Raw genomic sequence first — 24,492 nt, 5'->3', positions numbered from 1 at the left:
GGGCGTTCGCACGCGCGCGCCGCCCTTAGAACAGGCTGGAATACGAACTGCTGAATGACGAGGAACTGCTGCTGCTCCCGCCAAACAACTGGACGATGGAACTGTCATCCGAACTGCCGCCGAACAGGTCCATCATGGTCGCGTCCTTCTCGGGCGTCTGCGGATTGATCTGCAGCATAGCCAGGTATTTTTCGGCGTATTTCTGGATTTCATCGGGCGTGGAAAGCTTGGACAGGTCGACCTTGCTCGTCAGGATACGGGTCTGCTGGCTGTAATCGAGCGCCCCGAACTGGTCGGGATCGTAACCCAGCGTGGTTTCGACCACCTTCAGCAGGGTCGGGTCAGACATCAGCCCCGCAATGGAGGTCACGCTCCCCATCTTGCGGGTGAAATAAAGCGCGTTGCCAAGACCGCTATCGGTATTGGCGGTATTGTTTTCGTACTGGGTTTCCTCGAACTGCGAGGTGATCGAACTGATGAGATCGGACGTGAAGGGAGAGGTCGAGGACGACCCGCCATTTTCACCCCAGGTGCTGAAGGCATCGGCAAAGGCGAGCCATGTCGCATTGCCCGAGGATTTCGCCAGCGATTTGGACGATGTGGGGTCCTGGGTCAGCAGATCCTTGATCAGCGCCGTCTCCCCCGAGATGGAGCTGAGCCCGTAGGCGCCAAGCACCACCTGCAAGGCCGAATAGTTCTTGAGCAACCCGTCGGCCGAGGTGATGGAGGCCGCATCCTTGGTGAAGGTCGCCACTTCGCTCTTGGTCGTCGCATCCGTGATGGCATAGGTAGCCGCCGCCGAGGTTTCATCCTTCACGGCGCTGACATACTGGGACACAGGCGAGACAGTCGAGATGCTCATCAATCCAACCCTTCATTCCCGGTCGCAGCCCAGGACATGGATACACCTTCAATCGTTACCATATCGTCTTTTGTCCCTTATATCCACACCTGACTTGCCCCTGCAAATTCCGTACCCATGCCAGGGGCTGCCACGCCTGGCAGGGTCGGTCAGGCCGGACAGGGCTTTCGCCGCCAGCTCACCACCAGCAGGATGGTGGTGCCCAGCCAGCCAAGAGCCAGCATGGGCAGGGACTGCCCCACCACCGCCAGCCCCGCCAGCACGACCGCGCCCACCACCTGCGCGCGCGCCACGCGGCGCGTGGCCACCCAGCGATAAAGTGCCGTGGCCAGCAAGTACAGCATCGGGCCCAGCATCATGACCAGGCCCCGCGCCCCTTCAGCCGATTCCCACGGGTTTTCAAGCAGCAGATCCATGCCGACCGCCACCACAATGATCCCTGCGATCAGCGCGGCATGGAGGTAATGAAAATACGCCCCCATGCGCCCGGGATCGGCCGAGCGGGCAATGGCGTGCTCGGCCTCCTCGCTCGATGTGCCAAAATACAGCCACCACATGGCCAGGGTGCAGGCAAAGCTCGCACCGAACCCCGCCAGCTCGGCAACCGTCCAATGTTCGGCCTCCGCCATGGACAGGCCCGAAGCCATGATGGTTTCGCCCAATGCCACAATCACGAATAACTGGCAGCGTTCCACCAGATGGCTGCCCGAAATGGTCCAGTCAGAGGTCTGGGACCGGCCCAGCCCCGGCAGCCAGAAGCCGAACATGGGCGAAATATATTCGCACAGAACCGCAATGCTCCATAACACCAGCCGCCCGTCGGCCCCGGCAAGCCCCCCGCCAACCCAGAAACACGCGGCAATCATGCCCCAGCCCAGAATACGGCGATAGTTGGGGGCCAGCGGGTGCGTGGCGGGCAGACGCCACACGATAAAGGCCGAACGCCCGACCTGCATGGCCGCAAAGCACACCGCAAAAACCAGCCCGCGCGGCCCGAAGGCGTCGGGGGCGGCCGCCCCGCACAGCAAGGCCAGCGCCATGGTGGCGAACAGCACACCGCGCAAGGCGGGATGGGTCGGGTCGAACCAGTTGGTCACCCAGCCGGTATATTGCCAGCCCAGCCACGCCGCGAACCATAATATCAGCGTCTGGAACGCCCCAAGCCAGCCGAGATGGTGCAAAAGCCCGTGGCTGATCTGGGTGACCAGGAACACATAGACCAGGTCGAAAAACAGTTCCTCGTTCATCACGCGCGCGGGCGCGTCACCCCGGCTCCGCACGAGGGGATGCTGTCCCCGCCCCTGCTGGATCGATCTTGGCTGGTTCATGGACACTCCACCACTTCGCTCAGGCAGCGGGCCCCAGGGCTGCCTGCAACCGTGTTACGGGCAAATGCCACGCAGGAGAAGCCTTACCGCGCCAGGGCGGGGGACGTAACAGGAACCGCAGGGGCACACCATAGGGGCGGCACATTCCCACCACCACCGCGCATGCAGGGGCGCACTCCCCCGCACCGCGGTCTGGCAGATCTTTCCTAGAACTCCGTGCTGATCGTGCCGAAATAGGTGCGCGGCGAGCCAGCCAGTGCCGACTGGTAATCCCCCGAGAGCGGAAAGCCGTTTTCCCCGATCTGGGAAATATAGGAAATATTGGTCAGGTTATAGATATTGAGATCGAATTTCAGGTTGTGCAGCGGCCCGACCTTGCCGAACTTGTAGCTCGCCCCTAGCGACGTCATCCAGTAGCCGGGTACGGACATGTCGTTGATATAGCTGAAATAGCGCTTGGACATGTAATTGGTGTCCAGGTAAACGGTCGCCGCACGATACGCGTAGGTAATATTGGCCTTGTACATCAACTGTGGATACGCGATCACCTTTTTCCCGGCCAGGTTATAGGTCACGCCCTGGTCCTGGATATTGTCGCCATAGGTCGAGTGATTGTAGCTGATGCTGTTGGTGATCGAGAGATTCCTGATCGGCCGCACCGTGAACGACGCATCCACGCCATACATGCTGACACTGCCCACGTTCACGACGGTGGAGACCGGCTGCGTAATGGTGCCCGCCGTCAGGTTTTGCAGGCGGTTTGAGAAATCCGCGTGGTAGAGGTTGAGAGAACCAGTGACGATATTGGAATTATAGCGATACCCGACATCGTACACCCAGGCGGTTTCAGGCCGGAGCGTGTTTTTCAGGCTGTTGAACGTCTCCTGGTTGGCAATGCCGCCAAAGGCCGAACCAAGCTGGTAGCCACCATAACTATAGGCCCGCATGTTGCGCGCGATATCGAAATAGACTTCGTGGCCAGGCAGGAAATGCCACACACCGTTGAAATGCGGCAAGAACGCCTTCGCACTGGTCAGGCTGCCATTGGCCAGTTGGGACTGGCCGTTATAATCGGCATCGTTGGCGGTCGCACCGCCAACTGTCGTGACCAGCATGGATTTGAACCCTGCTTTCAGCGTCAGGGTCGAAAGCGGGCGGTAGGTGTCTTCCAGATGGAACTGGAACGTGTTGGTGTTGAAATTCTCGCCCCAGTTATGCTGGAACGGCGTGCCGAAATTATGCAGCACGCCGCTGACGGGCGTTCCCTCACCGGGGAAAGGCTGGGCGTACATATACTGGTCGATATGGTAACGGTTGTTTTCATACCACACGCCAGTATCGATGGTGTTCTTGGGAAGCTGGTAGCGGATGGCGGATGTAAAACCGAATTTCTGGTTGCCGCCGAAATTGACCTGCTCGGACAAAAGCGACCCGCTGGGTGATGGCACATAAGGCGTGGTCCAGGTGCCCCAGTGGTTTTCGGCCTGTCCGTAAATGACGGAATTCCATTCCAGATGCCGGTTCAGCACCAGATGCGCGTTCAGCCCGCCCAGGTAATCGACCGCATGGGTCACACCATCGAAATAGGACGCGTCCAGCGCATCGGACCCCGGCAGTGAATTATATTGCGCCAGAGCGCCGCTGAAATTACCTGCCGCCGCCTGATAGGCCGCATTATAATTGGGATAATAATAATCGTTGTGGTGGCCCAAGCGGTTCAGCATGTCTATGGTCTGGTCGGCATAGTTGAACTGGGTCGCGTCGTTCCAGTTGAAGAATGCCTTTATGCTGCTCTGCTCGCCTATGGGCTGCACGATCTTGGCGTTCATCTGCTGGTCGAACTGCTCGCCCGAGCCTTTCCATTTATTCCCGTCCGAACGCGCATAGGACACCATGAATTTCGTGCCCGAGGCGTTCAGCCTGCCGCTATCCACGCGGGCATAGGTACGGAAGGCGTTATAGCTGCCGAACATCTGCGAGACTTTTCCGCCGTAATGATCGTGCGGATCGGACGAGGTGATCTGGATGGACCCGCCCAGATTGGTGGTGGAGGGCACTTCCACATCCCCACCCCCGTCCGAGACATCCATGCGTTCGATATTATCGGACAGGATGGAAAAATTGATGCTCTGCCCGTTATAGGTATAATAATCCTGCGCCCCCAGCGGCACGCCATCCAGTGTCACGCCAAGCTGGCTTTGCTGGAAGCCGCGCATATACAGGCTGGACCCCCACGTATCCACGCCCAGAGGGTCGTTCGCCACGAAGTTGATACCCGGCTTGCGCGACAGCATCATCATCGGGCTGCTGCCCTGCACGAACTTGTCCATTTCCACACGCGTCATGGTCTCCGTGGCCCCGGCACCGGTCCGGCGCATGGAAGAGACCATCAGTTCCTCGCGCGAGCGGGAATTGAGATCGGCATGGCTGCGCGCCCTGACCGGTGTTCCGGTCCTGGCGGCGACAACACGGGATGACCCCGTCTTGGGCGTGACAGTTTTGGATGTTGCGGCCTTGCGTGCTTTTACCCCACCGGCCTTGGACACCCCTGTTGCCGCCATGGCGGGAAAGAGCGTGTCGGGAATTGCCACGATACAGGAGGTCAATAAAAGGAACGACAGTAATTTTGTAGACTTCATGACGATACCACCCTTGGTTGGCCCGCTTCGCCGTCTCATTCAATCCTTCAGTGCCGCGATCCGTGCGGACACCTCCTCAAAAAAAATCCGTTCATAGTATTCGTCAGTTTTCATGCGGCTTAGCGCTATTCGGCATACGCATGATCACCATTCCATATCTGAAATGCTGGCTTATTTCGGACTCGAAACTGAATGGAACTGACACGGCCCGCCACATACCGGAAAAGCGCTAAAAACAGCCGATATTACACAAATGGTACCAACGGGTTGAATTCTGGTCATGACAGTGCAGGCTGCTGGTGTTCAGACCAACGCCCATCGATCAGGCATAGAACGGAAAAAATATTTTTCCTGCCGGGAAAATAATCATCTTTTCTTATACTCTTTATTGTCTCATTTATTTTAAAATATTCATATTGTGCGACTTTTTACATTTCACGCACTGTTTCGAATAAAATTATTATCCGTTTTTTCTGAAAGAAATGCCTGCGCAACCACATCAGGGTTTATCAATACAATTTCTGTATAACTTAAATCGTTTCTATACAATAACGATATCACGCCTGTCTTTCTCGGACTCATCTGGCCCGTGGGCGGCGAAAAATACCCCGCCAACCTGCGCCACCCGCTGCGTGGCGACACGGCAATGGGGCAAGCGGGCGGTTATCAACCGACCCGCCCGACGCATTTCTCATGATTGACGAGGGAGGAAATAGAGCCCGAAAACCGCCCCGCAGGCTGCGGATTTCGGGTGCTCTCTGCTAGCGCGCGCGGGTCTTGCGCGTGGGGGGTGTTTCCGCGTGCGGCGATACGGGGCGGGATGCAGGCAGCATGCTCAAACGCTGGGCGGCCAGGTCAGCTACCTGGCCCACAAGCTGGCTGAGTGCCTGCACCATGCTCACGGTGCTGCTCGCCGCCGGGCCCTGCAAGGTCACGCGCTGGATAAAGGGCGGCACCCCTGCAGTCCCCGACTGTCCGGCCGGCACGCCTGCCATGGCCGGCTGGACGGACAGGATGGCGTCCAGTTCCACAAGGCCCGACGGCCCGGTGGAAAACCGGCTGAGCGAGAGTTCCACATAGGCCTGGGGTTCGGCCGTGACAGCGTCGTTTTCGACAAAGACATTGCTGCGAGGCAGGCGCTGGGCCAGATCGCCCGCCAGCACGCGACTGACCTGCCCGGCCAGGGAATCGGCCCAGGCATCCCCCGCCGAAACATCCAGCTTGTAGCCGCTATCGGCCGTGACAACCCGGTCCCGGTCCAGCCCCGATGCAACCGAGGGCTGGCGCACTTCTATATAGGCAGGAGCGCCCGCAGCCCCTTCCGCCGGGGTGACGACCGCACCCGGCACGACCGAAAGCGTGTACAGCGTGGGCCCGCTGCCCCCGCAACCCGCAAGGGTCACGGCCATGGCGGCACAGCCAGCCCCCCGCAACACCCCCCGGCGTGAAAGCTGGCGCACGGCACGGGCCGCACCTGGAACGGAAGACGAAAAACGGGCCAGCCTCTGCCCCTTCATATGACGTGTCATGATCCTATCGTCCTGATAGCAGCGCGGAAGGATGGTTGGTCAGGAAATCGGACAGAAAACGCAGCGATCGCGCCGTTTGCCCCAGTTGCAGGACCATGGATTGCAGGTTGCGGTGGAAATCGCTGTTGCCGCCATAGCTGGCCAGCAGGCGATTGGCGTTTTGCAGCGCCTGGTCGAGCTGGTCGGCCATCTGCGGCAGGCGCTGCATCAGCGGGGCCACCCCTTCGCGCAGATCGTGCGAAAGAGCCTGGAAGTTCTGCAAGGACTGGCGCAGGCTGGCCAGCGACTGCTTGACATCCGGGCCGTTCAGCGTCGCATCCGCATGGGCCAGCAGGTTGTTGGCATTCGCACCGATCTGTTCGAACGGCATGGCGGACAGGCGCGCGGTCATGGTGGACAGCGAATCCATGATCCCGCTCATGCCGCCGGCCTGGCCGGGAATGACCAGCGTGCGGCCTTCCATGCTGGTGGTGGCATTGTCGGGGTTCTTGACGAAGTTGAGCGCGATCATGCCCTCACCCGTCAGGAAGCTGGCACTGTCGGTGGAGGCGCGCAGGCCGTTGGCCACCAGGGTGCGGAACATCTCGACCAGGTCGCCATGCTGGAGTTCACGCGCCGAGAGCACGCGTTCGGGCTGGATTTCCATGCCCACGCGCACCCGCGGATGACCGGGGGAGGATGTCAGGTCCAGCTTCACGCTGGTGACATTGCCCACCTGGATGCCGAACATGTCCACCTGCGCGCCGGGGGCCAGCCCCTTGACGGAGGATGTCAGATACGTGGCCAGCGGCATGCGCTCGTGATAGCCCGCGTTATCGGCATCTTCCTTGCTGTCGTACAGCTTGAACACCGTATCGGCCGGGGTCTGCGCCGCATGGGCGGAGGCAGCGGTGTCCTCGGGCGGGAGGCCGAAGGCCACACCGCCGGAGAACAGGGCCTGAATGGACTGCAACTGCACCTTGAGCCCGCCTGCGCCAAAACCCACCTTCACGCCTGAGACATTCCAGAAGCGCGATGACGCGGTCAGGTAGTGATCATAGGGTTCTTGCACGAAAATCTGGATCAGCACCGGCCCGCGCCCGCCCGGCGGCATGGTGTAGCCCAGCACTTCGCCCACCGACACGTCGCGGAAGAAGACAGGTGCCCCCTGCCCGATCGAGCCCAGCGTATCGGAGACGAGCGTATAGGTCTGGCCCGGCTGGTCGGACCGCACGCCGGGTGGTGCTTCCAGCCCGGTAAAGGTCGCGACATGGCGGCCCGCGGGCCGGCCCGTGGTGTCCAGCCCGGGATCGAAGGCGATATACGCACCCGACATCAGCGTTTCCAGCCCGGTGACGCTGGCCCCGTTGATACGCGGCCGCACGACCCAGAACCGGGCCTTGTCGGTCAGCATGTCGCCCGTGCCCTTGTTCATGCGGATCCGCACGCGCACATGGCGCAGGTCATCGGTCAGGGAAATGCCTTCGACCGTGCCCAGCACCACGGCCTTGTTCTTGACCTGGGTCTGCCCGCTGGTAATGCCGTCCGCCGTATCGAACACGACCGTGATGTCAGGCCCGTTATCCATGAAACTGCGCCAGACCAGAAAGCCTGCAATCAGCACGGAAATAATGGGAATGACCCATATGATCGAAAAACGGATACGCCGCACCAGCGCGTCCTGATTATCGCCGTCCCCCCCGGTCGCCCCGGAAGCGGACTGATCATGCCTGTCTGCGTTCACGCCCTGTTCGGCTCCATGTTGAAGTCCCTGTCCGGCTGTGTGCCGCCCGCCATGCCCGTATGGTGGACGGCCGATACCAGGCCCGCCTGCGGGGCACTGCCTGCACGGCCCGCCGCCCCGCCTGTGCGGGATGGCTCGCTATCCGGGCCGTTGGCACCTGCCGCGTCCCACATCTGGCGGGGATCGAAGGCATGGGCCGCGAAAATGGTCAGTACCACCACCGCCGCAAAGCAGACCATGCCGCCATTGGCCGTAATATTGGCCATGCTGTTGAAACGTACCATGGCCACCAGAATGGAGACCATGAACACATCGATCATCGACCAGCGGCCGATAACGTCGATAACCCTGTACAGGCGGGAGCGAAACGCCAGATGCGCGTGCGAATGCCGCCGCGTTCCCACCAGCAGGGTAAACAGCCCGACGATCTTGAGCACCGGCACGGTGACGGAGGCAAACAGCACCAGAAGGGAAAGCGGGATCATGCCGTCTTTCCACAACTCGATCGCCCCGGCAATGATGGTATGCCCCGTGCCGCCGCCCAACTGCACCACCGTCATGACGGGGTAGATGTTGGCCGGCAGGTAGAACACCACGGCAGACAGCAGCAGGGCGAATGTCCGGGCATTGCTGTCGACCTTGCGCCTGCGCACGATATGGCCGCAGCGCGGGCAGTAGCCCACCGCCTTGGTCGGGGGCAGGGCCGCATCGAACGCCATGACCACCCCGCAGGACAGGCAGGACGCCATATGCGAAGGGGCGGGCAGCGGTGTCGTGCGGTCCACCGTTTCGCACACCAGCCGCACGCGGCTGTCATCCATCCGGCGCAGGGACAGATCGGTGCGACGTTTCTGCCAGATCAGTTCCGTATCCAGCGTGGCATCGGTCGCGGCCATGGTCACCATCAGCCCGGCCACCAGGAACACCGCCGCCCCCACATGCACATAGGCCAGGTCCACCAGCTTGGTATAGGCCACGAACACACCCAGAATATACACTTCCACCATGGACCACGGGCGCAGCTTTTCGTACCATTTGAGCAGATGCGGCACCCAGAACGGCAGGACCGGCTGCAGGGCCCCGGTCAGGATCAGCAGCATCATGCCCACCACAAGCCCGGGCACCAGAATGGTGACAATGGCCACCAGCACCGCCACCTCCCCCCAGCCTTCATGCAGCAGTTCGATAGGGCCGGTCAGGATATCGACCGTGCGTTCGCGCCCGTAGAGGTCGAGCATCATCAGGGTGGAGGCCAGCATGGCCAGGTAGAGTGCGGCGGAACTGATGCAGAAGGCCAGCGGCGTGGCGATGGGCGATGTTCGGTTGCGCCGGTCCAGCAGTTCGTTGCAGCGGCGGCAGCGCGCCTGCGTTCCGGGTGCCAGTTCGGGCATGAGCTGGATATGCCCGCAGCAGCGGCATTCCGCCACGCCGCGCAGAAGACGGACATGCCGTTCTTCCTCGACGGGGACATCCTGGCCCGGGGCCAGCGCTTCCCTCAGTAGGGCCACGACGTGCTGCATTCTCATCCTTTTCGACCCTAAAGCCTAATCCTGATCCTGTAACCGTAAAAAATCCGCAAACCCGCCCCGCCTTTACGCGGGGGGAAGGCATTTTTTTTGTCAGATTTGCGGTTGCGTGGGGGGTACGATCATGATAGTCACCGCGCTGGAAACACTCCTAGCCCGCTTAGCTCAGCTGGTAGAGCACATCATTCGTAATGATGGGGCCGATGGTTCGAATCCGTCAGCGGGCACCATGTTTTCCTCCCCCTTATTTCCATAGCACCGTTCACGGCGCTGCCGTGCTACCGGCAGGGCAAGGCCAGCCCTTGATGCCGGCGGGCATTTGGTTTCATGATAGCAACATGTTTTCATTCACACCAAAGGCTGACATGGCATGATCGTGCGCGATATTTCTGAACTGCGGAACACGGAGCGCTTTGCCGCGGGCCCCGGCTGGGAAAGCACGCGACTGCTGCTGGCCTGCGACCGCATGGGGTTTTCGTTGCACGAAACGCATGTGCATCCGGGCCAGGACCTCCATCTCGAATACCGCCATCATCTCGAAGCCAATTACTGCGTGGGCGGCGAAGGCGAGGTGGTGAATTGCGCCACGGGCGAGGTTCACCCGATCTATCCCGGCGTGCTGTATGCGCTCGACAGGAACGACGCCCATATCCTGCGCGCCACCACATCCACCCTGCGGCTGATCTGCGTGTTCGATCCGGCGGTGAACGGCACGGAACGCCATGTCAACGGCGGGTACGAACCCACCCCGCCGGAAGAATCCGAGGCCACAGCCAGCGCGGAAGTGCCGATTATCGAGCAGCGCCGGATCGAGGCCAATATCCTCAAGCAGGTCTATGACACGCTTGTGGCCAGCCATGGCGAGGCCGTAGCCACGCAAACCCTGCGCGACACGGTTATCCGCTCGGCCGAGCAGCAGGGGGAAACCATGCGAAAGCGCTTCGACCACATGCCCGACCTGGTGGACCTGAAGAATGTTCTCGCCCTCTGGACCGCCGAGGACGCGCTCAGGCTCGACGTGCTGCAAGCCACGCCCCACGAACTCGCCTTCAATGTCACGCGCTGCCGTTACGCCGAACTGTACCGGGAGATGGGGCTGGGTGCCTTGGGGGGTATTCTGTCCTGTAGCCGCGACGGCACGTTCTGCAAGGGCTTCAACCCCGCGATCACCTTCGAGCGCAGCCAGACCATCATGGAAGGTGCGAGCCATTGCGATTTCCGCTTCACGCTGGAAAAAGACGAAGGCTGAGGACCGATCCAAATAACCCGTTGATAAATAATAAAAGTTTTTGGATGTCGCCTTTTTTCAAAAAGGCGACGTTCCCTGAAGCTTTTTGAAAAAAGCTTCACCAAAAACTTTTATTCCCTGACGCCCTCAGGGCCCTTCGGGGCTGCCTTGGCGAAGCGTATAGAGGCTGATGGCCAGCATATGGCCGGTGGAATAATTCAGCCCCGACACACCATCACGATGCGTAACCCGCGCACGATCCGGCCCCAATGCCGCCAGAAAAGCGGCACTGTCGCGTGCATCCACCAGCGCTGCCGTGCAGGCCGGTTTGGCGCGCATGGCCTGGGCCGCCGCCGCCGGGCCGTCCAGCACCACGTTGCCGCCGAGCAGGAACACCAGGCTGGGTTCCGAGAACGAGACCGAGTAGATACGCGTCTGCGGGCAGGGCTGTTCCGCCTGGACCAGCGCCGCCAGGCGCGGGGCCAGCCAGATACTGCGCAGTTCGGGCACCACGACCGTAAACAGGCCCATATACAGCAGGGCCGCCGCCGCAACGCTGCTCAGGGCGGCATAGCGCAACGTGCCCCGCCAGATCTGGAGCATGGACAGCCCGACCAGCGGCAGCACCCCCGCCGACAGCACCATGGCGGGGAAGGAAATCCGGTGTTCAAGCTTCCACAGCAGCAACGGGCCAGCCATGGCCAGCGCACAGCCCACGAAACACCACACCACACCGTATACGCCCATCAGCACCCGGCCCCACAAGGCGCGCGGGCCGCCCTGCCAGACCGCCCCGCCCTGGGCCAGCAGCCCGGCGGTAAGAATGGCAATGGCCGGATAGGTAGGCAGCACATAATGCGGCAGCTTGGTGGCTATGGCCTCGAACACCAGCCAGTGCGGCACGATCCAGCACATCAGGTAACGTATCGCGACATTGCCCCGCTCGCGCCAGGCCTGCGGCAGAACGCTGGCCGCGAAATAGGACCCCGGCCAGAACGCCAGCACGAAGACCAGCACATGGTAACCCGGCGGCAAGCCATGCGCCTGCTGGCCAGACGCCACCTTGCCCAGAAAATTCACCCCCACCGCGCGGCGGAAAAAATCCCCATGGCTGACCACGCCAATGGCGATACACCACGGCAGCAGGATTGCGGCTGCAACAAGCCACCCCCAGCGCGGCCGCAACCTGCGCCACAGGCTGGCATTACGCTCGACCAGCGCGAGGGAAAGCGGCGTGCCGAGCGCTGGAATGAGAATGACCGGCCCCTTGAGCATCAACCCGCAGCCGATCGCCCCCCAGTACAGTAACGCCGTGCCCACATGCGTAGGCCTGCCGGCCTGGCGGTCCCCCACGGCGCGGACCAGGGCGAACTGGGCCAGCAGAACGGTCAGCAACAGGCAGGAATCGATCGTGGCCATGCGGCTTTCAGCCGTCACCAGCACGCTGGCCGCCAGCAGGACCCCTGCCCCAAGACCGGCCTGCGGGCTGAACAGCATGCCCCCGATCAACGCCGTCAGCACCACCGATCCAGTCATGGCCAGCAGCGAGGGCACCCGATACGGCCAGACAGCGCGGCCCTGCCACGTGCCGGTCAACGCACTGGCAGCAGTAACGCTGAGCGATTCAAGCCAGTAAATACCGGCAGGCTGAAGGTAGCGGGGCTTGTCCTGGAAACGCACGTCAATGAAGTCATGCGTCTGCAGCATCTGGGCGGAGGCCTGCATGTAGCGTGGCTCGTCCCGGTCGAAGGGTGGTATGGACGCCCGCCCGGGCAGAAACAGCACAAACGCCGCAAGCCCAAGCAGGATCAGCGCGCGCAACCCCTTGCCGAGTGTCAGCATTCACGAACCGAGCGCGGCAGCCGGGTACGGTTGCGCAGCCACATGACACCAAGCAGGTCGCGCACACCCACTACGGCCCGGCCGAAATTGGTGTATTTCGACTGGCCATGCAGGCGCGGCCGATGCGAAACAGGGGAACAGATCAGCGGCACGCCATACGCGGCCAGAAGGGCAGGCAGAAAGCGGTGCAGCCCCTCGAACTGCGGCAGGCGCAGGAAATCGATGCGGCGGAACAGCTTGATGGGGGCCCCCGTATCGGGGCAATGATCGTGCAGCAGGCGCTGGCGCAACCCGTTGGCAAAACGCGTGGCCACGCGGCGCGACCAGCCATCACGCCGGCGGGTCCGCACGCCAACCACCAGAGGCGGCGTGCCGTTCGCCCCGCGTGCAAGGGCCAGCAGTGCGATCAGTTCACGCGGGTCGTCCTGCCCGTCGCCATCGATTGTGGCGATCCATTCGCCGCGTGCCGCGGTAATACCGGTACGCAGCGCCGCGGATTTACCGCAGCGACGATCATGCGAGAGCACGCGCAGGCCCGGCAAGCAGTCCTGCCTGAGCTGGCCCAGCACGGCAACGCTGTTGTCGCGGCTGCCATCATCGACAAAAATAATTTCGGTAAGTGGCAGGGCCGCACGCATTTCGGCCAGTTCGCGGCAGACCTGGGGCAGGTTGTCCTGCTCGTCCAGTACCGCGATCACGATGCTCAGCACGGGCCGTTCTGCCCCCTGCGGTGAATCGGGCATGCCCATGGCCGACAGGGAAGAGGGTGCCTGATCTGTCACGACCGGGGCACTCCCTTAAGAAATAGCGGGGGAAAAGGGGCCAGCAAGGGCCGGTCAGGCAATCTGGCGGGCCATGGCGGCAGGCAGGCCCGCCAGCGCCTGGTCGATCAGGGCCGAAGCCCCCTTGTCGTCCAGGGTCTGGGGAATAATGCCATGTGCCGCTTCCACCGCCGCATCGATCGCAAGCTGGCGCACTTCCTTGACGGCGGCGCGTTCAACGGCGGCAATGCGGTCACGTGCCATCTGTTCGTGACGGGCCACCGCGGCTTCGGCTTCCGCCCTGGCTTTCAGCGCCATGTCCTGCGCCTGCTGGCGGGACTGCTCGACAAGGCTGCGTGCCTCGGCAAAAGCCTGTTCACGCTCACGCGTGGCGTCCTCGAGCATCTGCTCGGCTTCGCGCCGCAGACGGGCGGCCTCGTCCAGCTCTTTGCGGATCAGTTCCGCTCGGTTGTCCAGAATGGCTGCAATGGGTGTCCACAGCTTCTTGCCCGCAAGGACGAAAAACAGGACAAACGAAACAGCAACCCAGAAACCCGCTTCGTGAAAAATGCCGGACATGACGAATAATTCCCCCGGAATCGGCCAAATGCGGTGGTCAGATGGGTCGGATCAGATGGTATGAGGCGCGCAGGCGGTCTCAACCCTCTGGGCAACAAGCTGGGCATCGGGGACAACACCCGTCAGGCGCTGCACGAGAGCCTGGGTGGTTTCCGCCGCGATGTCTTTCAGCGCGCCAACGGCACGGGCCTTTTCGTCGGCCACGCGCTTTTCGGCGTCGGCAATTTCTGTATCCAGCCGGGCGTTGATCTGCGCAAGCTGCTGCTCGGCCGCACGGTGTTCTTCTTCCAGAACGGTTTTCAGATGCGCCTGCGCTTCGGCCATCGCATCCTTGCGGGCCTGTTGCAGTTCAGCCACCGCCTTGTCGGCGTCGTGCTTGGCCGAGCGGGCTATTTCCAGGTCACCGGAAATACGCTGGCCGCGATCTTCCAGCACCCGGGCCACACCCGGCAGCATGACCTTGCTCAGCACAAGGTAGAAAACCAGGAAGATAATTGCGCCCCAGAAAACCTGACCGGTTACCAGAGGGTTGGCAAAATCAAGCTGAGGCATTCCCGTGGCGTACGCACCCGGCGCTGAAACGGCCAGCAGGGAAACGCCGCAAACCGTCAGCAGCAGCCCGGTACGCACTGTCCTAGTCATGACACCCACGGAAATGTCTCCTCTTAAATCCTGGACGTTCTCAGACGAAAAGGATCAGGAACGCGATCAGCAGGGCGAACAGCGCGATAGCTTCCGTCAGGGCAAAGCCCAGCATGCCCAGACCGAACACGTGCGGGCGGGAAGCCGGATTGCGCGCGATGCTGCTGACCAGCGTGGAGAAGATGTTGCCGAGGCCGATACCAACGCCGGCGAGGGCGATAACGGCGATACCTGCACCGATTTCCCGGGCTGCAGCGATGTCCATATCAGTCACTTCCTTGTTTCAAGACAGTTTGAAAAGAAACGGGCAAAGCAGCTCCTCAGTGAGCCACGGCCTCCCGCAGGTAGATGCACGTCAGAATGGCAAACACATAGGCCTGCAACACACCGACTAGCAACTCAAGAGCCATAAGCGCCACGTTGATGGCGATCGGCCCGATCGCAAACACGTCGCCCACGACGCCGAACCCGGCGAGCATGATGACGAAGCTTGCGAAAATATCGAACATGACATGCCCGGCCACCATGTTTGCGAACAAACGAATGGACAGGCTGACAGGGCGGGACAGAAAGGACAGGATCTCGATCGGGATCAGCAGCGGCGCCAGGAAGGGGCTTGCCCCCGCAGGCATGAAATGCGCGAAGAAACGCAGCCCCTGCACCTTGAACGAAACCACCACCGTCAGGGCGAACACCATCAGCGCCAGGGCCAGCGTGACCGCGATATGGCTGGTGAAGGTGAAGGAGAACGGCAGCAGGCCGATATAATTACCCGCCAGGATAAAGAAGAACAGGGTAAAGACGAACGGGAAGAAGGCCGCACCTTCCGGCCCGATCGTATCCAGCGCCATGTTGTGAATGAATTCGTAGCACACCTCGGCCGCGGCCTGGAGGCGACCGGGCACGACGGCGGCGGGACGCATGCCGAAATACAGGAAGGCCAGCACCAGGCAGACGGCGATGATCATGTACAGGGGAGACTGGCTGAATCGCAGCGCTTCGCCCAGCCCGCCAAGAACGGGATGAAGCTCAAACTGTTCAAGTACGTTGATGCTGGAACCGCCCGCCACAACCGCTCTCCTAAAACCCTGCACCCGAATCGTGTCTTCGGGCCTAGCTTCCTATGTTTCGTCCGTCGGCCTGACAAGCCGCCAGACATTGAGCACGCCAGCACCGCCACCCAGCAGCGCGAAGAGAATAAGGAACACGGCCCTGGTATGCAGCCAGTGATCCAGCCCCCACCCTATGGCCACACCCACGATCAGGGCCGAGAGCATTTCCGTTCCCGCCCGTAGCGCCAGCGTGGCAAGGGGCTTGTCGGCGTCCGCCTCGGGACTGGTGGATGTGTCCTGGGTCACCAGGCCGTTACGGCGTTCAGCCGCCTTCAGCCGGGCATCGAAGGACTCGTCTTTTTCCTTACTCATTCCTCGCACCTCCCAAGGGGTGCAGGCGCTTGCTAACGGGGCTGCCATATCCTGTCAAGAAAGCATGAGGGGGCTGGGCAGCAAAATATCGCAAGCACACCGCCTTAGGGACATATGACCCGCCCTGTGTTGCCGCAATACCCGACCCGCAGGCAGGCTCAACCGGCGACGGGGGCATCGGCCAGGCCCACCAGACCACGCGCATAATCGCGCGCATCGAACGGACGCAGGTCCTCGGCCTGTTCGCCCACGCCCACCGCATGCACCGGCAGGCCGAACGCATCGGCCAGCGCCACCACGATCCCGCCCTTGGCCGAGCCGTCCAGCTTGGTGACCACAAGCCCGGTGACATTCACAAGTTCGCGAAACACCCGCACCTGCTCCATGGCGTTCTGCCCGGTGGTGGCGTCCAGCACCAGCAGCACGGAATGGGGGGCCGTTTCATCGAACTTGCGCATGACGCGGATGATCTTGGCCAGTTCTTCCATCAGGGCGGATTTGTTGTGCAGCCGCCCCGCCGTATCCATGAAGACAAGCTCCGCCCCTTCGGCCCGCGCCCGGGTCAGCGCTTCGAACGCCAGCCCCGCCGCATCGGCCCCGGGCGGGCCCGCTATGACAGGGCAATGCGTGCGCTCACCCCAGATCTGGAGCTGCTCGACTGCCGCGGCACGGAACGTATCGCCCGCCACCAGCATGACCTTGCGGCCCTGTTCGGTAAAAAACCGCGCCATCTTGCCGATGGTGGTGGTCTTGCCCACGCCGTTGACCCCCACCACCAGCACCACATGCGGCTTGTGGGCGGGGTCGGGCTCGAAAGGCTGGGCCACGGGTTCGAGAATCCGGGCGATCTCATCAGCCAGGGTGGCGCGAATCTCGTCATCCGTCACTTCGGTGCCGAAGCGCGAGCGGCGGAAGGATTCGATCACCCGTTCGGCCACGGCGGGGCCGAGATCGGCGGTTATCAGCAGGTCCTCGAGTTCTTCCAGCGCCTCGTCATCCAGGCGGCGGCGGGTGAACATGCCGCTCAGCCCGCCGCCGAGCTTCTGGGTGGAACGCGACAGCCCCTGTTTGAGACGAGAGAAAAAACCAAGCGCCATCTCAGATCCTTTCCGCCACCAGGCCCGTGGCATCCACACCCACGGGCACGAGGGTGACAATATCCCCCACCCCTGCCTCGCCTTGGGCCAGACGGACGGGGGCGAACTGTTCACTATGCCCCGTGGTTGCGGTTTCCATCAGCACATGCAGGGGCCGCCCCAGCAGAGATGCGTAATACCGCGCGGCCGAGGCCTCGCCCACCGCGCGCAGGCTTGCGGCCCTGGCGCGGCGTTCGGGCACCGGCACCGCACGCATGCGCGCGGCCGGGGTGCCGGGGCGTTCGCTATAGGGAAACACATGCAGGTAAGGCAAGGCCGTCTCGGCCAGGAACTGGCGTGTTTCCTCGAACAATCCGTCATCCTCGGTGGGGAAGCCCGCGATCACATCCGCGCCGATGCCGATATCGGGGCGCAGGGCGCGTGCACGTTCGATAACGCGCAGGGCGTCGCCCACCAGATGGCGGCGCTTCATGCGCTTGAGAATCAGGTCCGCCCCCGCCTGCAAGGACAGATGCAGGTAAGGCATGAAGCGCGGCTCGGTCTCCAGAAGCTGCCAGATCCCTTCATCGATCTCCACCGGATCGACCGAGGACAGGCGCAGCCGCTCAAGCTCGGGCACCAAACGCAGCACCCGGCGGCATAACTGCCCCAGGGCGGGGCGACCCGGCAAATCCGCCCCCCAGGATGTCATGTCCACGCCGGTCAGCACGACCTCGCGGTAGCCAGACGCCACCAGGGCGCGTACCTGCTCGACCACCGCCCCCACCGGCACGGAGCGCGACGGCCCGCGCCCGAAGGGGATGATGCAGAACGTGCAGCGATGATCGCACCCCTGCTGCACCTGCACGAAGGCCCGCGTGCGCCCGGCGAATTCGGTCACCAGATGCGCGGCCGTTTCATGCGCCGCCATGATATCCGATACCGCCAGCGGTTCGGCCAGGGCGGTGGGGGACCAGCTTTCGGCCTTGAGCTTTTCCTCATTCCCCAGAACGCGGGCGACACCGGGCAGGGCGGACCAGCGGGTGGGATCGATCTGCGCCGCGCAGCCGGTCACGACAATACGGGCATCGGGGTTGTTGCGATGGGCCCTGCGTATGGCCTGGCGGGCCTGGCGTTCCGCCTCCCCCGTGACAGCACAGGTGTTGACGATAATGACGTTCTCAAGCCCCTGCGCGTGGTTGCGCATGACTTCGCTTTCCCACGTGTTCAGGCGGCAGCCGAAGGTCAGGATTTCGGGCACGGGGCCTGATGGGGCGACCGGGGCCGGACATTGCGCATCCTCCACCTGGGCAGGCCGATCCGCAAGCGCGGGGCCTGATGCGCTCTGCGGGGCAAGCTCCGGCGCGGGATGGGCCACGCGTGGGGGAGCGGCGGCACCGGACAGGGCGCTGGCCGGGCCGGGCATGGCGGTGGGTGCGTATGCGGTGTCGGTCATGACGGATACGCGGTGAGATCCACCGTCCCTTCATATGCGGTGGCGGCGGGGCCGGTCATGAGCACATGATCGTCCTGCGTCCATTCGATACGCAGCATGCCGCCATCCAGTTCCACGTCGCACACACGTTCGGCCAGGCCTCGGCGCACGGCGTTGACCACGGCGGCACAGGCCCCCGAACCGCAGGCTTCGGTCACGCCTGCCCCGCGTTCATGCACTTTCAGGCGCATGCGGGCAGGCCCCTGCATGATGGCAAAGCCGATATTGGCCCGCTGCGGGAACAGGGGCGCGTGCTCCAGCCCCTCTCCTTCGCCCAGCATGGCGAAATCGGGCACGAAAAACGTCGCATGCGGGTTGCCCATGGACAAAGCCGCGGGATCGCCCGGCAGGGGCAGGTGCAGCGTATCGGCGGGTGCGGCCAGGGGCACGTCCTGCCAGCCCAGCCGGGGAATGCCCATATCCACCGTGACCAGGCCCGGCGCGTTGATGGTGGCGGGCAGCAGGCCCGCGAGTGTCTGCAACACCGGATGCGCATTGCCGCTGGCGCGCCACAGCAGGTCCGCCACGCAGCGCGAGGCATTGCCGCAGGCCCCGGCCTCCGACCCGTCGGGGTTGAAGAACCGCACGAACGCATCCGCCCCCGCCCGCGTGGCGGGGCTGAGGGTGACAAGCTGGTCGCAGCCAATACCGCGCCTGCGCTCTGCCAGGGCGGCAATGCGGGCGGGGGTAAGCGGCAGGGGGCCGGGACGTTCGTCAAATATGACAAAATCGTTCCCCAGCCCGTGCATTTTGTAAAAAAATGTCGGCATTGGGCGTGTTATAAGCGAAATCGCGCCTTAACGCCATGCTCTATACCACGGCACGGTCATGCCTGTCCCCACCACGCAGCGCGTGCGGGCACCTCACACGGCAACGCCATGGTCAAGCGCAAGGACAATACGCGCAGCCATCCTGTCATGCGCGCCCATCACCCGGATGACAAGGTTGGCGACAGGCGTCGGGCTGGCATGAAGAAATATTTAATCTTGCAGAGCGCCATAAAATAGGCGGGTTTTTCTAAAATTATTTTTTAAACCCCGACGCCTTTACGAAGGCCCGGTGAAAATGCTTCAAACCCAATAGGTTTTCCCCGTCCCTATACTTGAACAAGAGCGCATGCACCTTTTCCCCGCCCCTTCCCCCGCCATGGGGGTTCGCATCAAAGCCGGCCTGTTCGCCGGCACGGTCATCGCCACGGGCATGATCACCGGCTTGATCACGGGCAGCGTGCTTCCCCGCGCCGCGCATGCGGCCGATCTTGACGCGCTGGAAGAACAGATCGCCCATATCCAGGCCGAACAGCGGGAACTGCAAAAGGCGCTGGTCAGCGTGCAAAAGCAGATCGCGGCCCGGCGCGCCGCCGGTGGCGCCGAGACAAGCGCGGAACACGGGGGCGGGGTTAGCAGCCACCACATCGCCAGCGCGCATGCCAGCATGCTGCACGGCGTGCGCGAGGAGGCGGAAGTGGAATCCCCCCATGAGGAAGGGCCGGGCCTTGCCATGCCCAGCCACCCCCATGGCATGGCCACCGCCCTGAACCACCACCGCGCCACCGGCCCGGACGCGCAGCCGGTCTTTTCTGGCGCGCACGATACGCCGGATGTGGAATCGGTGGTTGGCCACAGGGCGGAAGACGTCGTGGCCCGCCTGGCGGATAACAGCGTAGGCCCCCACGGGCGCGAGACGGCGGGTGCGCAGGCGGCGGGTGCGCTGGGCGATCACGGCGTGTTCCGCCTCGGGCCCATCACGCTTATCCTTGGTGGCTACCTGGACGCCGCCGCCGTGGAGGAAAACCGCCACACCGCCACCGGCACGTTCAATTTCTGGCAGGATATCCCCTACCGCAATGAATCGCGCTACCACACAGACAATTTCGAAGGCAGCGCGCGTTACAGCCGCCTTTCCCTGATGGCGCGCGGCAATGTGGATGCGCATTCCACCATTTCGGGCTTTTTCGAAATGGATTTCGGGGCCGGTGCCGCCACGACCGATGCGTATGAAAGCAACAGCTACGCGTTCCGCATGCGCCAGGCCTATCTGGCCTATGACAATTCCGACCTGGACTTCCATTTCCTGGCGGGCCAGGCGTGGAGCATGCTTACGCCCGGGCGTATCGGCATTACGCCGCGCCAGGAAAGCCTGCCCGAAACCATTGAATCCTCCATGCTGGCCGGGCAGACCTGGACCCGGCAGTTGCAGTTCCGCTTCGTCAAGGACTTCCTCCAGCACCGGCTGTGGGCGGGCCTGTCGATCGAGAACTCGGCAACATTGTACGACACGACGGGCTTTACCGATAACAGCGGCGCCGTCACCCTGCCCAACGGCAAGATCGCCACCATTTCCACCAATGGCACGGGCCTGACCAATTCCGCCCCGTTCTCCAACGAGATCGCGCCCGATATCATCGGCAAGATCGCATGGGACCCCCATTGGGGCCATTACGAGATCGAAGGCATCCTGCACTTCCCGCATGACCGCGTAGCCACACTGGGCAGCGGCCACAACAATACCTCCATCGCCGGTGGAGGCGGTGGCTCCATGGTCCTGCCCGTGGTGCCGCACAAGGTGGAACTGCGCCTGGCGGGTCTGGCCGGGGTGGGTATCGGGCGCTATGGCTCCGTCCTGCTGCCCGACGCCACGCTGAACGCCCAGGGCGAACCCGCCCCCCTGCCCTCCATCCAAGGCACGGGGGGGATTGTCGCCCACCCCAATCCGCTGCTCGATGTCTATGGTTTCTTCGGCTACCAGGCAGCGGGACGCAGCTATTTCTCCGCCAACGGGGCCAATTACGGCTACGGCAACCCGGCCTATAACAATGCCGGCTGCGGTATCGAACTGTCCGATGCCTCCACCTGCACGGGCAATACGCGCAGCGTGATGGAGGCCACGGCCGGGGCATGGTACCGCTTCTTCCACGGGCGCTACGGCACCATGGAAGCAGGCGTGCAGCTGGCCTATTCCCGCCGGAGCGCATGGTCCGGCCAGGGTGGCGCACCCGACACCAGCCTGAGCGAAGTGTTCATGGACTTCCGCTACCTGCCGTTCCAGTAAGCCCGCACACCGGGGCCGGACGGGTGATAAGGACGCCCACACAACAAGGTTATAAGCCGCACCTGCGCGAGGCCGCAAAAGCACGGGACAGAGGGAAGACGGGCGGAATACGCAAAAGAGACACAGGGGAATAAAAACACGCCGGGCAGACAAGATGCTGGCCTTTCGGGGCCGGAGTCTATAATCCGTGTTCTCTTCCTGTTGCCTGGACCTGACCGAATGCCTTTTCAAAAAGCCCCCTCTCCGCTTGCACAAGCCTTGGCTGCGCGCGGTTTTACCGCCCCCACATCCGTGCAGGCCGCCGTTCTGGCAGATGACGCCCTGGGGCGTGACCTGCTTGTTTCGGCCCGAACGGGGTCGGGCAAGACAGTCGCCTTCGGTCTGGCCCTGGCGGATGAACTGCTGGACGATACGGGGCGCTGCCCCCCGCCCGGCGCACCGCTGGCGCTGGTGATCGCCCCCACGCGTGAACTGGCCTTGCAGGTCCGCAGCGAACTGGACTGGCTGTATGCCAAGACCGGGGCGCGCATCGTCTCCTGCGTGGGGGGCATGGAACCCCGCACGGAAGCCCGCGCCCTTTCGGCGGGCTGCCATATCGTGGTGGGCACGCCCGGACGGCTGTGCGACCATCTCAAGCGCGGCAACCTGAACCTTTCGGGCCTGAAGGCCGTGGTGCTGGACGAAGCGGACGAAATGCTCGACCTGGGCTTTCGCGACGAGTTGGAAACCCTGCTGGATGCGGCCCCCAAAACCCGCCGCACACTGCTGTTTTCCGCCACCATCGCGCGCGAAATCGCGGGCCTGGCCCGGCGTTACCAGCATGACGCGCTGCGTGTTGACACGATCGGTGCCAACACCCCGCATGCCGACATCACCTACCGCGCCGTTCTGGCCGACCCGCCGGACATGGCCGGGGCTGTCGTCAACGTGCTGCGGCTGGAAGAAGCCCGCACCGCCATCGTGTTCTGCCACACGCGTGAAGCGGTGCGCCAGCTTCAGGCCATCCTGACCGAACGGGGGTTTTCCTCCGTCGCGATTTCGGGCGATCTGGGCCAGAACGAACGCAGCCGCGCCATTGAAAGCCTGCGCCACGGCCAGGCGCGCGTGTGTGTCGCAACCGACGTTGCCGCCCGCGGGATCGACATTCCCGATCTGGGTCTGGTGATCCATGCCAGCCTGCCCACCAACCCCGCGACCCTTCTGCACCGCTCCGGCCGCACGGGGCGCGCAGGCCGCAAAGGAACCTGCGTGCTGCTGGTGCCACCCGTGCGCCGCCGCATGGCCGAACGCCTGTTGCAGGCCGCCAAGGTCACGGCGGAATGGAGTGGTGCGCCCAGCAAGCAGGCCATTGCCCAGGCCGATGCCGAACGCCTGCTGAATGCACCCTTCCTGGCCGTGCCCCAGACTGGCACGCCCGAGGGCACCGGGGCCGATGCGACCCCCGATACAGCAGCAAGCCAGGCGAATGACACGCCGGTGGCCGAAACCCCGGTCATTGAAAAAGCCGTGGTGGATACGGCCCAGTCCGCCCCCGCCGCGGGAACCCCGGCCACGGGCATGCCCGCCCTGGTCCAGCGGCTTGTGGCCAGCCGCACGCCCGAACAGCTTGCCACCGCCCTGATCAGCCTGTGGCAGGCCAGCCTGCCCGAACCCGTGAACGTGCGCGTGATCACCCCCGATGGCAGCCGCACCACCCGTGGGGCGGCCCATGACGGGCCGAGGGAGCGCGAACACACGCCGCGCGATCGCGCCGCCCCCATGGCGGGAAGCTGGTTCCGCCTGTCGGTCGGCCGGGCCGACCGAGCAGACCCAAAATGGCTGGTGCCCATGCTGTGCCGCCTTGGCGGGATCAGGAAGCAGGATATCGGCAGTATCCGCATCGGCACGGACCACACGCTGGTCGAAATCGCGCAGGACAAGGCGGACCGTTTCGCAAGCTGTGCCGCCGGTGCCGACGCGGATGAAATCACCGTCGAACCCGCAAAGCCGCCCCATAAAGGAGCAGGTGGCGGCGGCGGACGCCCCCCTTATGCCGAACGCAAGCCCGGAAAACCCCGTGGCAAGGGCGCGCCGCGTTCCGAACACGGTGGGGCACCCGCGAAAAGCGGCGCATCTTCACGCAAGCGCAAGGCTTACTGACGCCTTATCGTGGCCCCTGCCGTGGCCTGGACCACGCCAGGGCATGAAGGGTGAACAGCGCCATCCATAAAAAACGGGCCGCGGTGGTATTATCCACGCGGCCCGTTTTTTATTGCATTCGGCAGTCCGAACAGGACCGCCTTGCGCCCAGCCCGTTAGAAACGCGGCAGGGTGGTTGCGTCCTGCACGTCCGAAGACAGGCGGTTGCGTTCCTTTTTCACTGCGTTTTTCGGGGCATTGGCCGCCGTGTTCACCCGGTTCGTGACGGAGTTTTCGGCATTGCTCACGCGGTTGGTCGCGGAGTCCCGTGCACCGTCGATACGCGAGGACACGCCATTCTTGAGGTTCCGGCGCATGTTCGTGGCGCCCGAGGTCAGTTGCTCGCCATCGCGGCTAATGGCATTGCGGGTCGCCCCGATCTGGTTGCTGACACCTTCCTGCGCGCAGGACCCGATGGACAGGCACGGATCGGCATGGGCCACCGTGGCCGCCCCCGCCAGAACTGCCACGGGCAGCACCAGGGCTGCAATTCTCTGAACAAATCGCATATGTTTTCCTTTTTCCCGGCCCACCCTGGCCAAAGATCTTACCCGGGCAGACAGCAGGACGTTTGTGACACGTTTTGTCTTTAGCCATTCAATTTTGGCG

The 24,492-nt window shown here is 63.1% G+C and carries 20 protein-coding genes and 1 tRNA gene; 4 read left to right on the top strand and 17 right to left on the bottom strand.

The features are described from left to right. Positions 1-25: 25 nt before the first annotated feature. The 6 genes from J2D77_RS06230 to J2D77_RS06205 all read right to left on the bottom strand — a co-directional run bounded on the left by J2D77_RS06230 (position 26) and on the right by J2D77_RS06205 (position 9,589). Positions 26-862: a DUF1217 domain-containing protein gene (locus J2D77_RS06230; protein ID WP_207845405.1), complete on the bottom strand. Its 837-nt coding sequence runs from the start codon at positions 860-862 to the stop codon at positions 26-28. Positions 863-1,011: 149 nt separating this feature from the next. Beyond that, positions 1,012-2,190 (bottom strand): low temperature requirement protein A, encoded by a 1,179-nt coding sequence (locus J2D77_RS06225; protein WP_207845404.1) that lies wholly within the window; start codon positions 2,188-2,190, stop codon positions 1,012-1,014. Between the two features lie 206 nt (positions 2,191-2,396). Beyond that, entirely contained in the window at positions 2,397-4,829 is a 2,433-nt protein-coding gene (locus J2D77_RS06220; protein WP_230975550.1) for a TonB-dependent receptor, read from the bottom strand. Positions 4,830-5,590: 761 nt separating this feature from the next. Beyond that, positions 5,591-6,358 (bottom strand): PqiC family protein, encoded by a 768-nt coding sequence (locus J2D77_RS06215; protein ID WP_230975549.1) that lies wholly within the window; start codon positions 6,356-6,358, stop codon positions 5,591-5,593. A 4-nt stretch (positions 6,359-6,362) separates the two neighbouring features. Beyond that, positions 6,363-8,081 carry a PqiB family protein gene (locus J2D77_RS06210; protein ID WP_207845403.1) on the bottom strand — a complete coding sequence of 573 codons (1,719 nt, stop codon included), beginning with the start codon at positions 8,079-8,081 and terminating at the stop codon, positions 6,363-6,365. Next, positions 8,078-9,589 (bottom strand): paraquat-inducible protein A, encoded by a 1,512-nt coding sequence (locus J2D77_RS06205; protein WP_331000071.1) that lies wholly within the window; start codon positions 9,587-9,589, stop codon positions 8,078-8,080. Before J2D77_RS06205 ends, J2D77_RS06210 begins: the two co-directional genes overlap by 4 nt. A 172-nt stretch (positions 9,590-9,761) precedes the next feature. Between J2D77_RS06205 and J2D77_RS06200 the strand changes: the two genes are divergently transcribed. Then, a tRNA-Thr gene (locus J2D77_RS06200) sits at positions 9,762-9,837 on the top strand. A 146-nt stretch (positions 9,838-9,983) separates the two neighbouring features. Then, on the top strand, positions 9,984-10,856 hold the full coding sequence (locus J2D77_RS17210) for an ectoine synthase (protein WP_331000070.1): 873 nt from the start codon (positions 9,984-9,986) through the stop codon (positions 10,854-10,856). Between the two features lie 126 nt (positions 10,857-10,982). Here the strand turns inward: J2D77_RS17210 and J2D77_RS06185 are convergent, their stop codons facing one another. The 10 genes from J2D77_RS06185 to dapF form a co-directional block, all read right to left on the bottom strand. After that, a complete protein-coding gene (locus J2D77_RS06185; RefSeq protein ID WP_207845401.1) occupies positions 10,983-12,677 on the bottom strand; it encodes an ArnT family glycosyltransferase in 1,695 nt (564 codons plus the stop codon). Then, the gene (locus tag J2D77_RS06180) at positions 12,671-13,420 is read right to left on the bottom strand and encodes a glycosyltransferase family 2 protein (RefSeq protein WP_207845678.1); all 750 of its coding nucleotides are present in this window, start codon (positions 13,418-13,420) and stop codon (positions 12,671-12,673) included. The genes J2D77_RS06185 and J2D77_RS06180 overlap by 7 nt, the downstream gene beginning before the upstream one ends. A gap of 93 nt (positions 13,421-13,513) precedes the next feature. Beyond that, complete coding sequence (locus J2D77_RS06175) at positions 13,514-14,008, bottom strand: F0F1 ATP synthase subunit B family protein (protein WP_207845677.1); 495 nt, start codon at positions 14,006-14,008, stop codon at positions 13,514-13,516. A gap of 60 nt (positions 14,009-14,068) precedes the next feature. Then, positions 14,069-14,659, bottom strand: coding sequence for a F0F1 ATP synthase subunit B family protein (locus J2D77_RS06170; RefSeq protein ID WP_207845676.1), 591 nt, complete (start codon positions 14,657-14,659; stop codon positions 14,069-14,071). Between the two features lie 40 nt (positions 14,660-14,699). Beyond that, on the bottom strand, positions 14,700-14,924 hold the full coding sequence (locus tag J2D77_RS06165) for an ATP synthase subunit C family protein (protein WP_003624142.1): 225 nt from the start codon (positions 14,922-14,924) through the stop codon (positions 14,700-14,702). A 55-nt stretch (positions 14,925-14,979) separates the two neighbouring features. Beyond that, complete coding sequence (locus J2D77_RS06160; RefSeq protein WP_207845400.1) at positions 14,980-15,729, bottom strand: F0F1 ATP synthase subunit A; 750 nt, start codon at positions 15,727-15,729, stop codon at positions 14,980-14,982. A gap of 51 nt (positions 15,730-15,780) precedes the next feature. Further along, the gene (locus J2D77_RS06155; RefSeq protein WP_207845399.1) at positions 15,781-16,083 is read right to left on the bottom strand and encodes an AtpZ/AtpI family protein; all 303 of its coding nucleotides are present in this window, start codon (positions 16,081-16,083) and stop codon (positions 15,781-15,783) included. Between the two features lie 158 nt (positions 16,084-16,241). Next, a complete protein-coding gene (gene ftsY / locus J2D77_RS06150) occupies positions 16,242-17,180 on the bottom strand; it encodes a signal recognition particle-docking protein FtsY (protein ID WP_207845398.1) in 939 nt (312 codons plus the stop codon). A gap of 1 nt (position 17,181) precedes the next feature. Next, positions 17,182-18,615 carry a tRNA (N(6)-L-threonylcarbamoyladenosine(37)-C(2))-methylthiotransferase MtaB gene (mtaB, locus tag J2D77_RS06145; RefSeq protein ID WP_269142519.1) on the bottom strand — a complete coding sequence of 478 codons (1,434 nt, stop codon included), beginning with the start codon at positions 18,613-18,615 and terminating at the stop codon, positions 17,182-17,184. Then, on the bottom strand, positions 18,612-19,424 hold the full coding sequence (gene dapF, locus J2D77_RS06140) for a diaminopimelate epimerase (protein WP_207845397.1): 813 nt from the start codon (positions 19,422-19,424) through the stop codon (positions 18,612-18,614). Before dapF ends, mtaB begins: the two co-directional genes overlap by 4 nt. Before the next feature lie 430 nt (positions 19,425-19,854). Between dapF and J2D77_RS06135 the strand changes: the two genes are divergently transcribed. Both J2D77_RS06135 and J2D77_RS06130 read left to right on the top strand, forming a co-directional pair. Next, complete coding sequence (locus tag J2D77_RS06135; RefSeq protein ID WP_331000083.1) at positions 19,855-21,705, top strand: hypothetical protein; 1,851 nt, start codon at positions 19,855-19,857, stop codon at positions 21,703-21,705. 219 nt (positions 21,706-21,924) lie between these two features. Next, on the top strand, positions 21,925-23,844 hold the full coding sequence (locus J2D77_RS06130) for a DEAD/DEAH box helicase (protein WP_207845395.1): 1,920 nt from the start codon (positions 21,925-21,927) through the stop codon (positions 23,842-23,844). A 155-nt stretch (positions 23,845-23,999) separates the two neighbouring features. On the opposite strand, the gene J2D77_RS06125 is transcribed toward J2D77_RS06130, so the two are convergent. Further along, positions 24,000-24,392: a hypothetical protein gene (locus tag J2D77_RS06125; RefSeq protein WP_207845394.1), complete on the bottom strand. Its 393-nt coding sequence runs from the start codon at positions 24,390-24,392 to the stop codon at positions 24,000-24,002. Positions 24,393-24,492: the final 100 nt, after the last annotated feature.

This window comes from Acetobacter garciniae (assembly GCF_017377735.1).
Lineage (GTDB): Bacteria > Pseudomonadota > Alphaproteobacteria > Acetobacterales > Acetobacteraceae > Acetobacter > Acetobacter garciniae.
The sequence above is the reverse complement of the archived record's forward strand: the minus strand, read 5'-3'. Positions and strand labels throughout refer to the sequence as shown.